This is a genomic window from Pseudomonas sp. B23(2017) (assembly GCF_002113725.1).
In the GTDB taxonomy this organism is placed as follows: domain Bacteria; phylum Pseudomonadota; class Gammaproteobacteria; order Pseudomonadales; family Pseudomonadaceae; genus Aquipseudomonas; species Aquipseudomonas putida_Z.
The window spans coordinates 224,002-236,444 of record NZ_NEJM01000004.1; the positions used below are offsets into that span (position 1 = coordinate 224,002).

General features: G+C 65.2%; 10 protein-coding genes. 5 read left to right on the forward strand and 5 right to left on the reverse strand.

Annotated elements, in window-relative coordinates; all coding sequences use genetic code 11:
- Nucleotides 1-99: 99 nt before the first annotated feature.
- The gene (locus tag CAG46_RS28740) at nucleotides 100-243 is read right to left on the reverse strand and encodes a hypothetical protein (RefSeq protein WP_155951618.1); all 144 of its coding nucleotides are present in this window, start codon (nucleotides 241-243) and stop codon (nucleotides 100-102) included.
- Between CAG46_RS28740 and CAG46_RS08965 the strand changes: the two genes are divergently transcribed.
- The gene (locus CAG46_RS08965; RefSeq protein WP_178080692.1) at nucleotides 242-589 is read left to right on the forward strand and encodes a hypothetical protein; all 348 of its coding nucleotides are present in this window, start codon (nucleotides 242-244) and stop codon (nucleotides 587-589) included. The two genes, CAG46_RS28740 and CAG46_RS08965, sit on opposite strands and share 2 nt — an antisense overlap.
- 259 nt (nucleotides 590-848) lie before the next feature.
- Entirely contained in the window at nucleotides 849-1,808 is a 960-nt protein-coding gene (locus CAG46_RS08975; RefSeq protein WP_085615356.1) for a DMT family transporter, read from the forward strand.
- 336 nt (nucleotides 1,809-2,144) lie between these two features.
- Here CAG46_RS08975 and pssA read toward each other — a convergent pair whose 3' ends face one another.
- Nucleotides 2,145-3,473 carry a CDP-diacylglycerol--serine O-phosphatidyltransferase gene (pssA, locus tag CAG46_RS08980; RefSeq protein ID WP_085615354.1) on the reverse strand — a complete coding sequence of 443 codons (1,329 nt, stop codon included), beginning with the start codon at nucleotides 3,471-3,473 and terminating at the stop codon, nucleotides 2,145-2,147.
- Between the two features lie 216 nt (nucleotides 3,474-3,689).
- Nucleotides 3,690-5,948: a catalase/peroxidase HPI gene (katG, locus tag CAG46_RS08985; RefSeq protein ID WP_085615352.1), complete on the reverse strand. Its 2,259-nt coding sequence runs from the start codon at nucleotides 5,946-5,948 to the stop codon at nucleotides 3,690-3,692.
- 447 nt (nucleotides 5,949-6,395) lie between these two features.
- Here katG and CAG46_RS08990 point away from each other — a divergent pair, with 447 nt between their 5' ends.
- Nucleotides 6,396-7,301, forward strand: coding sequence for a LysR family transcriptional regulator (locus CAG46_RS08990; protein WP_085615350.1), 906 nt, complete (start codon nucleotides 6,396-6,398; stop codon nucleotides 7,299-7,301).
- A 99-nt stretch (nucleotides 7,302-7,400) separates the two neighbouring features.
- The gene (locus tag CAG46_RS08995) at nucleotides 7,401-7,997 is read left to right on the forward strand and encodes a hypothetical protein (RefSeq protein WP_085615348.1); all 597 of its coding nucleotides are present in this window, start codon (nucleotides 7,401-7,403) and stop codon (nucleotides 7,995-7,997) included.
- 106 nt (nucleotides 7,998-8,103) lie between these two features.
- Here CAG46_RS08995 and CAG46_RS09000 read toward each other — a convergent pair whose 3' ends face one another.
- Nucleotides 8,104-8,982, reverse strand: coding sequence for a DMT family transporter (locus CAG46_RS09000; RefSeq protein WP_015270753.1), 879 nt, complete (start codon nucleotides 8,980-8,982; stop codon nucleotides 8,104-8,106).
- 247 nt (nucleotides 8,983-9,229) lie between these two features.
- On the opposite strand from CAG46_RS09000, the gene CAG46_RS09005 reads away from it, so the two are divergent.
- Nucleotides 9,230-10,054 carry an aldo/keto reductase gene (locus CAG46_RS09005; RefSeq protein ID WP_085615346.1) on the forward strand — a complete coding sequence of 275 codons (825 nt, stop codon included), beginning with the start codon at nucleotides 9,230-9,232 and terminating at the stop codon, nucleotides 10,052-10,054.
- Between the two features lie 173 nt (nucleotides 10,055-10,227).
- On the opposite strand, the gene CAG46_RS09010 is transcribed toward CAG46_RS09005, so the two are convergent.
- Nucleotides 10,228-12,324 (reverse strand): bifunctional diguanylate cyclase/phosphodiesterase, encoded by a 2,097-nt coding sequence (locus CAG46_RS09010; RefSeq protein ID WP_085615344.1) that lies wholly within the window; start codon nucleotides 12,322-12,324, stop codon nucleotides 10,228-10,230.
- Nucleotides 12,325-12,443: the final 119 nt, after the last annotated feature.

Here is a 12,443-nt window from a genome sequence, read left to right on the forward strand (position 1 = left end):
TGCGCTCGTGATGACTTTTCAGAGGAGCCTTACACCACCAGCCTGCAAATGATAGCCCAGCCCTGGCCAATACCCGTGCGAGTGAATGTCATATTGACATCAGCCTGTCATTTGCACCACAAAAACCGCTGTCGTTATGACAACACACCAGCGCAACACGCCCATCTGCAAGGGCTGCCCAGCTGGCACGAAAGCTGAACCATTCTCTTTCGCCACTACCTGCCTTGCGGAAATAACCATCATGAAAAATATCCTCCTCCCTCTGGCGATGTCCCTGTCCATCGCCCTGCCCGCCTGCGCCGACGAGGTGCTCTCGGAAAGCCCCGACAACACGGTGGGCTATGGCGCCGGCGGCGTCAGCGGCCTGATGGTTGGCGCCGCGCTCGGTGGCCCGTTCGGCGCCATCGCCGGTGCAGCCCTGGGTGCATTTGGCGGCGCCGCCGTGCAACAAGGCAGCGGGCACAGCGACGCGGCCTACGTGGTACGCCATGGCGACGGCAGTACCCAGCGCTATCGCTCGCCCAATGCCCGCTTCAAGCCTGGTGATCAGGTGCAGGTGAGTGGTATTCGCCTTACCCCGGCGCAGTAAGCCGTTGCCCGGACAAAAAGCTCACCAGTTGCCGCCCATGTGAGCTCAGGCGCTCCCAGTCGCGGAAACACAAACGTAGCTCCAGGGTGGCCCAGCTTTCCGCCAGGGCCACCCGACGCACCGGCAGCTCCTGCTCGGCGCGCACGGCGGCTGATCGGGCAGCATGGCCAGGTTCATCGCCAATTCCTCGATAAAGCGCTGCTAGTAGGGCTGCCTTCAGTTCAGAATAACCCTGTCTTTCTTCTGCCGCGGGTACCCCATGATCGCATTACGCAGCCTGATCCAGCGCCAACTGCAAAGCGGCGCCCTGTACGCCGTGCTGGCGGCCCTGGGTTTCAGCTTCAAGGCCATCTTCGTCAAGCTCGCCTATGCCGCAGGGCCGGTCGACGCCATCAGCCTGCTGGCATTGCGCATGGGGCTGTCGCTGCCGATGTTCGCCTGGCTGGTATGGGCCAGCCGTGGTCAGGGCAGCGCACCGCTCAACCTGGGCGATGGGCTGCGTGTCGCGTTGCTCGGGCTGCTGGGCTACTACCTGGCCAGCCTGTTCGACTTCTATGGCCTGCAGTACATCAGCGCCGGGCTGGAGCGGCTGATCCTGTTCACCTACCCGACCCTGGTGCTGGTGTTCCAGGCCATCGCCCTGCGTGAGCGGCCAAGCCTGCGCACCTTGTCGGCCATGGGCCTGTGCTACCTGGGGCTGGGCATTGCCTTTGTCCACGACGTCAGTGTGGCCGGGGCTGGCCAGCAGGTGGTGCTGGGCTCGCTGTGGGTGTTCGCCAGTGCGGTGACCTACGCGCTGTATTACTCCGGCACCGGAATGATGCTCAAGCGCATGGGCTCGATGCGCCTGGCCGGGCTGTGCGGTACTGCGTCCTCGCTGATGGTGCTGGCGCATTACCTGGTGGTGGCACCGGTCGGGCAGTTGTGGGAGTTGCCAGGCGCAGTGTGGGCCAATGCCGGGTTGATGGCGGTGTTTTCCACGGTGTTGCCGATCTACTGGGTGGCGCTGGCGATACAGCGCCTGGGGCCGACCCATACTGCCGCGGTGGGCAACCTGGGGCCGGTGCTGACGGTGCTGGCATCGTGGGCGATCCTGAGCGAGGAGATTTCGCTGTATCAGGTCGTCGGGTTGGCGGTGGTGCTGTTTGCGGTGTCGCGGCTCAAGCCGCGGGGCAAACAGGAAACAAAGGTGGCGGAGGCCAAAGGTGCAGCAGCCTGACTGCGGTCACTGTGGGAGATTGCCCAGCCCTTTGGGCTGCGCTGTCGCACAGATAACTGAATTCGCAAGCGATCCTCGTACCCTGTGGGAGCGGCTTTAGCCGCGAAGAATCCAACGCGGTGCATGGCACCGGCTGCGCCGGTGTTCGCGGCTAAAGCCGCTCCCACAGGGTCCCTGCTAATTCAATGAGTTATGTGCAGTTCTATGAGAGCGGCCTTGCGTCGCGAAAGGGCTGCAGAGCAGCCCCGGCAATCTTGGTAGCAACACCAACGTCTGGGGCCGCTTTGCGGCCCTTTCGCGACACAAGGCCGCTCCCACAAAAACGCTTGAATTCCCTCAGAGCACCCGCTTGATCAGCGGCTCCAGCCGGCTATAGCGCAGCCGCCGCAAGAACTTGCGCACTTCCTTGGGGTGCTCGGCCTTGACCCCCAACTCCTCTGCCGAGCCGATCTTCGGCGCATGCCGGCGCAACTCGGTCAACTCTGCCTCCCGTGGCCCCAGCCATTGCCCTTGCGGGTCATCGATCAGCAGGCCGTTCTCCAGATCCAGGTTGAAGCCGCGCGGGTTCAGGTTGTTACCGGTCAGCAACGAATAGCGCTGGTCTACCCACACGCCCTTGGCATGAAAGGTATGCCCGGGGTCATTCCAGATCCGCACCTGCAGCTGGCCGCTGGCAATCGCAGCGTGGCGACGTCGGGTGAAGGCGCGCAGGTTGTCTTCGTACAGGTAGGGCAACGCGCCGCTGGCACTGAACGGCTCGCCGGGGGCGATATAGAAGTCGTTGGCCGTGCGGTCCCCAACGATCAGCTCCACCCGCACGCCACGCGCCAGGGCATGGTCGAGCTCGCGCATCAGCACCCGGGGCGGGTTGAAATACGGCGTGCTGATGATGACCTGCGTGCGCGCCGCCGCCAGCAAGGCGCACAGTGCCCGGTTCAGCGGGTTGCCACGGCCCACACCCAACAGCGGGATCACCCGCAGGCCCTGCCCCGCTGCGCTGGCCGGTGCCTCATAGGCCATGCGCCGCAGCCGCGCGCGCAAGCGCCGGATGTCGCCGCGCAGGCTGCGGGTGGAGGGTGGCGCCGGCAGGTCGAGGCGCGGTGTGGCGGTGTGGTGCAGCAGGCGCCGCACCAGCCCGACCATCGCGTCGGCCAGCTCTGGTGACTGGAACAGGTGGTAGCGGTCCAGGCGGTAACGGTCGAAACGGTGCAGGTACACGTTGTTAAGGCTGGCGCCGGTGTAGATCACGCAGTCGTCGATGATGCTGCCCTTCAGGTGCAACACGCCAAACAGCTCGCGGGTCTGCACCGGTACGCCATGGATGACGATGTCCAGCCCATGGTGCTGGCGCTGGGCCTGGTACCAGGCGGCGTTACCCGGCTGGCGCCCGGCGCCCAGCAGGCCGCGGCGGGCACGGAACCAGTCGACCACGATGGTGATTTCCAGCCCCGGCCGCGCGGCCTTGGCCTGGTACAAGGCATCCAGCACTTCCTGGCCGGCCTCGTCTTCCTGCAGGTACAGCGCAACGATGACGATACGCCGGGTTGCGGCGCGGATGCGCTCGAGCAGGCAGGCGCGGTAGGCCTTGGCATCGGGCAGCACCTGTATCGACTCGGCCGACATGGCGTAGCCTGGCAATGCCGCCAGCATGGTTTCGGGGTTCACGAACGATCACCTTCTGTGTGCAATCACTGTCGTGCATCAGCTTGCACAGGAAGATTGAAATGGTCCAGCCCCCGGAGAGCATGGGGCTGCTTTGCAGCCCTGTCGCGACACAAGGCCGCTCCTACAGGTTCGGCGCCGCATGTGGATTCGGCGATGGCTTGTAGGAGCGGCCTTGTGTCGCGATAGGGGCGCAAAGCGCCCCCATTTCTGACGAAGCTATTTCAGGTCAAAGCGATCCAGCTCCATCACTTTCTCCCAGGCCGCCACAAAGTCCCGCACGAACTTGTCACGGCCATCACTGCTGCCATACACCTCGCTCAATGCCCGCAACTGGGCATGGGAACCGAACACCAGGTCAACCCGGCTACCGGTCCACTTCACCTGCCCGGTCTTGCGGTCGCGCCCTTCGAAGGTTTCGTTATCCGCCGAGGTCGGCTTCCATTCCACGCCCATGTCCAGCAGGTTGCGGAAGAAGTCGTTGCTCAGGGTACCGACCTTGTCGGTGAACACGCCCTGCTGGCTGCCGCCATGGTTGGCGCCGAGCACGCGCAGGCCGCCGATCAGCACGGTCATTTCCGGCGCGGTCAGGGTCAACAACTGGGCCTTGTCCAGCAGCAGCTTCTCGGCCTTGACGCTGTAGCGGGCCTTGGTGAAGTTGCGGAAGCCATCGGCCAGCGGCTCCAGCACGGCGAACGACTCGACGTCGGTCTGCGCCTGGGAGGCATCGGTACGCCCCGGGCGGAACGCCACGCTGACGTTGTGCCCGGCGTCCTTGGCAGCCTTTTCCACTGCGGCGGCGCCAGCCAGAACGATCAGGTCGGCCAGGGAGACTTTCTTGCCACCGGCATTGAACTCGGCCTGGATCTTCTCCAGCGCCGCCAGCACCTTGCCTGTGCCCTGGTTCGCCGGCCAATCCTTCTGCGGCGCCAGGCGCAGGCGGCCGCCATTGGCCCCGCCACGCTTGTCCGAACCGCGGAAGGTCGACGCCGCCGCCCAAGCTGTGGCCACCAGCTCGCCAACGCTCAGGCCCGCCGCCAGCACCTTGGCCTTGAGCGCGGCAATGTCCTGCTCACCTACCAGTGGGTGGTCGACTTTTGGCAGCGGGTCTTGCCACAGCAGCTCTTCGTTGGGCATTTCCGGGCCCAGGTAGCGCGCCAATGGGCCCATGTCGCGGTGGATCAGCTTGTACCAGGCACGGGCGAAGGCGTCTGCCAGCTGCTCAGGGTTGTCCTTGAAGCGGCGGGCGATCGGCTCGTAGATCGGGTCGAAGCGCAGCGCCAGGTCGGAGGTGAGCATGGAAGGCGCGTGGCGCTTGGCCGGGTCATGGGCATCCGGCACGGTGCCTGCCCCCTTGCCCTCCTTCGGCCGCCACTGGTGGGCACCGGCCGGGCTCTTGGTCAGTTCCCAGTCGAAGTTGAACAGGTTGTTGAGGTACTCGTTGCTCCATCGGGTGGGGGTCGAAGTCCAGGTCACTTCCAGGCCGCTGGTGATGGTATCGCCCCCCTTGCCGCTGCCGAACTTGTTGGCCCAACCCAACCCCTGCAGCTCCAGGCCTGCAGCTTCGGGCTCCGGGCCGACGTTGTCGGCAGGGCCGGCACCGTGGGTCTTGCCGAAGGCGTGGCCACCGGCGATCAGCGCCACGGTTTCTTCATCGTTCATGGCCATGCGGCCGAAGGTGTCACGGATGTCCTTGCCCGAGGCCACCGGGTCGGGGTTGCCGTCCGGGCCTTCCGGGTTCACGTAGATCAGGCCCATCTGCACAGCAGCCAAGGGGTTTTCCAGGTTACGCTCGCCGGACAGGTCCCGGCTTTGCTCCTCTGGGTGCTTGGCTGGCTCTGCTACCAGGTCACCCTGGCCTGGCGACTGGGCCTTGACCTGCTCATTGCCATAACGAATGTCTCCGCCCAGCCAGACCTTTTCCGAACCCCAGTACACATCTTCGTCCGGCTCCCACACGTCGGCACGCCCGCCGGAGAAGCCGAAGGTCTTGAAGCCCATGGATTCGAGGGCGACGTTGCCGGTGAGCACGATCAGGTCGGCCCAGGAAATCTTGTTGCCGTACTTCTGCTTGATCGGCCACAGCAGGCGCCGGGCCTTGTCCAGGCTGACGTTGTCCGGCCAACTGTTGAGCGGGGCGAAGCGCTGCTGGCCAGAGCCTGCACCACCCCGGCCATCGCCGATGCGGTAGGTACCGGCGCTGTGCCAGGCCATGCGAATGAACAGCGGGCCGTAGTGGCCGAAGTCGGCGGGCCACCAGTCCTGGGAGTCGGTCATCAAGGCGGTCAGGTCTTTCTTCAGGGCCTGGAAGTCGAGGCTCTTGAACGCCTTGGCATAGTCGAAACCCGGGTCCATCGGGTCGGACTTGGAGGAATGTTGGTGAAGAATTCTCAGGTTGAGCTGGTCAGGCCACCAGTCACGGTTGGTGGTGCCGCCACCTGCGGTTTGATGGAACGGGCATTTCGATTCGTTCGACATCTGCGGGTACCTTTGGGTCGGTTATCCAGATTTCCGGTCTTTGCCAGGTGTTCTTTCAGCCGAGCGCGTGGGCTCGTGCTACCCCTCGTCAGGTCTACACGGGGCTTGCGAAGCTGTCACGACGGGGTTGGTGCGGTCTTGCACGCAAGTGCTGACACGCCGCCCGCTCGCGGAATTCGCGGGGCCAGGGGAAAGACTAGCCGAGCTTGGACAGAGTTCTAATAGAGTGGCTATTGAGGGGTGATAGGTTGGCTCTGTCAGCCTTCCTGTGCCGGCCTCTTCGCGGGTAAACCCGCTCCCACAGGTACGGTACAGCCCTCAAGACCTGTGGTGATCCTGTGGGAGCGGGTTTACCCGCGAAGAGGCCGGCACATCCATACAAGGCAACCAGGCCACCCACATGCTTCAATACACCGCCACCCCCTCTACTCCGGAACCCGCCCCCTCATGAACCGCAACGACCTGCGCCGCGTCGACATGAACCTGCTGGTACTGTTCGAAGCCCTGATGATTGAACGCAACCTGACCCGGGTCGGCGAAAAGCTGTTCATCACCCAGCCCACCGTCAGCGCCGCCCTCGCCCGCCTGCGCGAGCTGTTCGACGACCCGCTGCTGATCCGCAACGGCCGGGCCATGGAGCCCACGCCACGGGCCATGCAGATCTTCGCCGAGCTGGGGCCGGCCATGGATGTGATTTCCGCCGCCATCAGCCGCGCCCGCGAGTTCGACCCGGTCAACAGCTGCAACGTGTTCCGCCTGGGCCTGTCGGACGATGCCGAATTCGGCCTGTTCCCGGCCCTGCTGCAGGCCCTTCGCGAAGAGGCCCCGAACATCAGCGTGGTGGTGCGCCGGGCCAACTTCCTGCTGATGCCGGGGCTGCTGGCCAGCGGTGAGATCTCGGTGGGCGTGAGTTACACCACGGACCTGCCGGCCACCGCCAAGCGCCGCAAGCTGCGCAACATCGGCGTGCGAGTGCTGCGCGCCGATGACCGCCCGGGCCCGCTGACCCTCGACGAATACTGCGCCCGCCCGCATGTGATGGTGTCGTTCTCCGGCGACATGAGCGGCAATATCGACCTCGACCTGGCGCGCATCGGCCGCTGCCGCAAGGTGGTGCTGGCGGTGCCGCAGTTCGGCAGCCTGCGCGCCCTGCTGCGCAACACCGAGCTGATCGCCACGGTGCCGGACTATGCCGCCTGCGCCCTGGCCGACGACGGCAGCCTGCGCGCCGACCCGGCGCCGTTCGACATCACCGAGGCCGAACTGTCGATGGTCTGGAGCGGCGCCCAGGACAATGACCCGGCCGAGCGCTGGCTGCGCGAGCTCATCCTGCAGTTCATGGCCACGCAGTGATGCATCGACCTCATCGATAGCCACCATGAATGCCATCAAGTTCCGCTGCGGCCAGCCCGGGCGGAAGATGGCGGCATTCGCTGATTGATGAGGCCTCCCATGAAAACCGGCATGATCGCTGCCCTGCTCGCCTTGCTGGCCGCCCTTGGCGGTTGTGCCAGCCCTGCCGCTACCGACGCGCAGCCCTACGGGCACTTCTATTCGGCCACGGCCATTTCCAGTGTCGCCCTGGCCCCCGGCCAACGGGTGGCGGTGCTGCTGGGGCGTGACGCCGAAGCAACCCTCGAATACCTCGGCAGCCATCGCACCCAGGCAGCCGCGCCGACCCAGGGCCAGCGTGCCCCTGTTGCGACCCTTGGCAGCGAGAGCCAGGCGTATGACTGGCTGGCGCGGTCACTGGCGCAGCAGTTTGCCGAAGTGACCTTCTATGACGACCTGGACACGCTGCTGGGCGACCACCCGGATGTGATCGTGCTGCTGGACACCGAAAGCCGTTTGGCCAGCGCGGATATCGAAAGCCGGGTGGTTGCGCGCTTTTTCGACGACCAGCTGACCTACATCGGCCGCGCTGAAGGGCGGGCCAGCAAGCGCCTGGGCGATGTGGCGCGGGTGGCCGAGGATGAACGGGCGGTGCAGGCGGATGCCTTGCGCGACTTTGACGATTCGTTGCAGGCGTTGTTGAAGGGTCGCGTTTGAGGGCCCTTTCGCGGGTGAACCCGCTCCCACAGGTACAGCGCCCTGTCCACGGACTGCGCTGTACCTGTGGGAGCGGGTTTACCCGCGAAGAGGCCACTACAGGTTGTCACTTACCCCGCTGCATCCACGCCGCCCCCAGCCCACTGAGGCAAATCACCGAGATGCCCACCAGGCTCAGGGTATCCGGCACCTGGCTATAGACAACCAACCCAAGCAACCCGGCAAACACGATCTGGCAATAACTGAACGGCGCCAGCAAGGCCGGTGCCGCATGGCGAAAGGCCTGGGTCAGCAGCAGGTGCGCAGTCATGCCAAAGCCACCCAGCGCCAGCATCAGCAGCGCATGGTCCCAACGCGGCATCTCCCAGAAGAACGGCACCAGCGCACTCATCGCCAGGGTGTTGCACAACCCCGCATAGAAGTTGCTGGTGGTCGGGCTGTCATGCGCGGCCAGGATGCGCGTCAGCAACTGATAGAAGCAGAAGCCCAGCGCCGAACCGAACGGATACAGGATGGCCGGGGTGAACATCGCCCCGCCCGGGTGCACCACCACCAGCACACCGATGAAGCCCATCACCACCGCCACCCACTGCCCCACCGTCACCCGCTCCTTCAGCAACGGCGCCGACAGCGCGGTGACCAGCACCGGGGCCAGGAAGTTGACCGCCGTGGCCTCGGCCAGCGGCAGGTACTGCAGGCCGGTGGTGAACAGCAGGCTGGTGCTCAACAGGCTCAGGGCACGTAACGTCTGCAACAGCGGGCGGCGGGTGCGCAGCACGTTGAGGCCGGCCTTGGGCAGGAAGATGCCGGCCATCAACAGCGTGTGCACCACATACCGCGCCCACACCACCATGATGATCGGGTACAGGCCGCCGAGGAACTTGGACAGGGCATCGTGACTGGCGAACAGGAACGTCGCCACCACCACCAGGGCGATGCCGCGCAGGGGTTGGTTGACTCCGGACAGCGGTGTGCTGGAACTCATGGCACTCTCGATGACGGCGCGGCTGGATGCGGCGCCCAGGGAAGGCCGCGCAGGCGTTGCCTGGCGGATGCAACAGCTCGGATTCTAGAAGAGATGCCGAAGAATAAGGAAGTTCAATTGCCGCCAGCCAAGGCCGACTGCAATTTCTGTTCGCTGATCGACCACTTTCCGCCCCGCGCGCATGGCCCGTGGCGTGCTGATCGCCGACCATCGAATGCGAACCCTGCCCACCCTACAAGGAATTTACATGCAAAGGCTCACCACCCGAAACGGCCTGGACCTGCCCGCGATCGGCCTGGGCACCTGGCCAATGACCGGCAGCGAATGCACCCAGGCCGTGCGCCAGGCGCTTGAAGTGGGTTACCGGCACATCGACACCGCCACTGCCTATGACAACGAAGCCGCCGTCGGCCAGGCCCTGCGCGACAGCGATGTACCGCGCGAGCAGATTCACCTGACCACCAAGGTATGGTGGGATCGCCTGGCGCCCAAGGCCATGCGCCAGTCGCTGGAGGACAGCCTGCGCGCGCTGGGTACCGAGCAGGTCGACCTGTTCCACATCCACTGGCCCGGCCAGGACTGGGACCTGGCCCGCAGCATCGAAACCCTGGTGGCCCTGCGTGACGAGGGCAAGGCGCGCAGCATCGGCGTGGCCAACTTCCCGCTGGGGCTGCTGCGCCAGGTGGTGGAGACCCTGGGTGCGCCATTATCGGCGATCCAGGTGGAATACCACGTGCTGCTCGGCCAGCAACCGCTGCTGGACTACGCCCGCCGCAACGACCTGCTGCTCACCGCCTACACCCCGCTGGCCCGCGGGCAGGCGGCGGCGCAGCCGGTGATCCAGACGATCGCCCGCAAGCATGGCGTACTGCCCAGCCAGGTGGCGCTGAAGTGGTTGCTGGACCAGGACGGCGTGGCGGTGATCCCCAAGGCCGGCAGCCGCGAGAACCAGCTGGCCAACCTGGCGGCGTCGAACGTGCAACTGGATGACGAGGACCGCGCGGCGATCGCCGGGTTGCCGAAGGACCAGCGGGTGGTGAGCCCGGCGTTTGCGCCGGACTGGGACAGCTAAGCCTTGATCAAGCCTTGAAAGCTTGCACGGCCCATGTGGGAGCGGGTTCACCCGCGAACACCGGCGCAGCCGGTGCCAGCCACCGTGTCGCCTGCTTCGCGGGTGAACCCGCTCCCACAGGTACTGCGCCGGGCCGATCGACTGCGGTGATTCTGCAGGCCCGCGCAAGGGCACTATGCCGGCGTCATGACCTGCTTCAACCGCTCGTTCGCCGGTGCCGGTCGCCCGTACAGGTAACCCTGGAAGTGCGAGCAACCCTCCGCCGCCAACCGGCGCATCTGCTCTTCCGACTCAACCCCCTCGGCCGTGGTCTTGATCATCAGGCTGTTGGACAGGTCGGTAATGGCTCGGATGATCGACATCGCCTCGCGGCTGTCGCACATGTCATGCACGAACGACTTGTCGATCTTGATCCGGTCGAACGGGAACGAACGCAGGTAGCCCAGTGAGGAATACCCGGTGCCGAAATCGTCCAGCGAAATGGACACGCCCAGGTCCTTCAGTGCACGCAGGGTACGCACGTTTTCCTCGCTGTTGCCCAGCAGCACCGACTCGGTGATCTCCAGCTCCAGCCGCTGTGGCGGCAGGCCTGAGTCGGCCAGCGCCAGGGCCACGGTGTGCACCAGGTTGGCATTCTTGAACTGCACCGCCGACAGGTTGACCGACACCGTCTGCTCACTGTCCCAGCTGGCCGCCTCCTGGCAGGCCAGGTTCAGCGCCCGGTTGCCCAGTTCGTGGATCAGCCCGGTTTCCTCGGCGATGGGGATGAAGTCCATGGGCATGACCATGCCGCGGGTCGGGTGCTCCCAGCGCAGCAACGCCTCATAGCCGGTAACGCTGCTGGTCTGCTGGTCGACCACCGGCTGGTAGTGCAGCTGCAACTGGCCCAGGTGCAGCGCGGTGCGCAGGTCGGTTTCCACCAGGCGGCGCTGGCGGGCGGCGACGTCCAGTTCGACGTTGAAGCACTCGTAGCGGTTGCGGCCATTGCGCTTGGCCTCGTACAGCGCCATGTCGGCGTAGCCCAGCAGTTGCTCGGCCTGGTCGCTGTCATCAGGCGCAATGGCAATACCGATGCTCACCCCCACCGTGAACTGGTGCCCCTCGATCTGGAACGGTGGGCAGATCGCGTTGATCAGGCGCTGCGCAGTGTTGCATGCGGCCTCCCGGCCCTCCAGGCCGGTCAGCACCACGGCAAACTCGTCGCCGCCCAGGCGGGCCAGGGTGTCGTGTTCGCGCAGTTCGCGCCGCAGGCGCTTGCCCAGCGCGCGCAGCAGCTTGTCGCCAAAGGCGTGGCCCAGCGAATCGTTGATGTTCTTGAAGTTGTCCAGGTCCAGGCACAGGGCGGCAGTCAGCTTGGCGTGCTCGCTGTCACGCACCAGCGCCTGGCGCAGGCGTTCGTTGAACAGGGTGCGGTTGGGCAGCCCGGTCAGCGCATCGTGGTGCGCCATGTGGTGGATCTGCGCGTGGGCGGCCAGCTCTTCGGTGGCGTCTTCGGCAACGAACAGCACGTAGTCGGCCTGGCCTTCACGGTTCTGGCTGAGCAAGGTGCGGCTGCGCAGGGTGCGTGGGCCGCAGGCCGTGTCGACCCGGGTTTCGGCGGCATGGCCCTTGGTGCTGCGGGCGCCACGGGCCAGTTGCTGTTCCAGGTAACCGGCGACACCCGGTGCCAGGCATTCGCCGGGCAACTGCCCGGTCATGCTGCGCTGCGGCCCGCCGAACAGGCGTTCGGCCTGCTGGTTGGCCAGCAGGATGCGCTGGCTTTCCAGGTCCTGGACAATGACGCTGGCGGGGATGTTGGCAATCACCGAATCAAGGAACTGCGACAGTTTGGTCATTTCCTGGCTGTACTGCTCTGCCAGTTCCTTGGCCTGCAGCAGTTCCAGCTCTTGCCGGTGGTGCTCGGAAATGTCGCGGGTGACCTTGGCGAAGCCCACCAGTTGCCCGGCATCGTCGTACACCGCGTCGATCACCACATGGGCATGGAAGGTCGTGCCGTCCTTGCGCACGCGCGAACCGGTCTCTTCGAAGCGCCCGGTGCTGCGCGCCTGCTCAAGGTTGAGCGCGGGCAGCCCGGCGGCGCGTTCGGCATCGGTGTAGAACAACGAGTAGTGCTGGCCGACGATTTCCTCGGCCAGGTAGCCCTTGGCGCGTTGGGCGCCGGGGTTCCAGTTGGCGACGATACCTTCGGGGGTGAGCAGGTAGAAGGCATAGTCCACCACACTCTGGATCAACAGCCGGTACATGATGTCGGGGCTTGCGACTAGCGACATGAACTTTACCTGGGCCTTCGAAAGGCGTGAAAAGGATTGGTGGCATTATGCCTTCGATGACGATTTTGTGAAGTAGCTCACAAAAAGCCACGATCCCTTCAATTTGCGAACGAAGGCTG

What these genes read in the sequence shown, in the direction of transcription:
- CAG46_RS08965 (WP_178080692.1), top strand. Translation starts at nt 242, where the DNA reads ATGAAAAATATCCTCCTCCCTCTGGCGATGTCCCTGTCCATCGCCCTG.
- CAG46_RS28740 (WP_155951618.1), bottom strand. Translation starts at nt 243, where the DNA reads ATGATGGTTATTTCCGCAAGGCAGGTAGTGGCGAAAGAGAATGGTTCA.
- CAG46_RS08975 (WP_085615356.1), top strand. Translation starts at nt 849, where the DNA reads ATGATCGCATTACGCAGCCTGATCCAGCGCCAACTGCAAAGCGGCGCC.
- katG (WP_085615352.1), bottom strand. Translation starts at nt 5,948, where the DNA reads ATGTCGAACGAATCGAAATGCCCGTTCCATCAAACCGCAGGTGGCGGC.
- CAG46_RS08990 (WP_085615350.1), top strand. Translation starts at nt 6,396, where the DNA reads ATGAACCGCAACGACCTGCGCCGCGTCGACATGAACCTGCTGGTACTG.
- CAG46_RS08995 (WP_085615348.1), top strand. Translation starts at nt 7,401, where the DNA reads ATGAAAACCGGCATGATCGCTGCCCTGCTCGCCTTGCTGGCCGCCCTT.
- CAG46_RS09000 (WP_015270753.1), bottom strand. Translation starts at nt 8,982, where the DNA reads ATGAGTTCCAGCACACCGCTGTCCGGAGTCAACCAACCCCTGCGCGGC.
- CAG46_RS09005 (WP_085615346.1), top strand. Translation starts at nt 9,230, where the DNA reads ATGCAAAGGCTCACCACCCGAAACGGCCTGGACCTGCCCGCGATCGGC.
- CAG46_RS09010 (WP_085615344.1), bottom strand. Translation starts at nt 12,324, where the DNA reads ATGTCGCTAGTCGCAAGCCCCGACATCATGTACCGGCTGTTGATCCAG.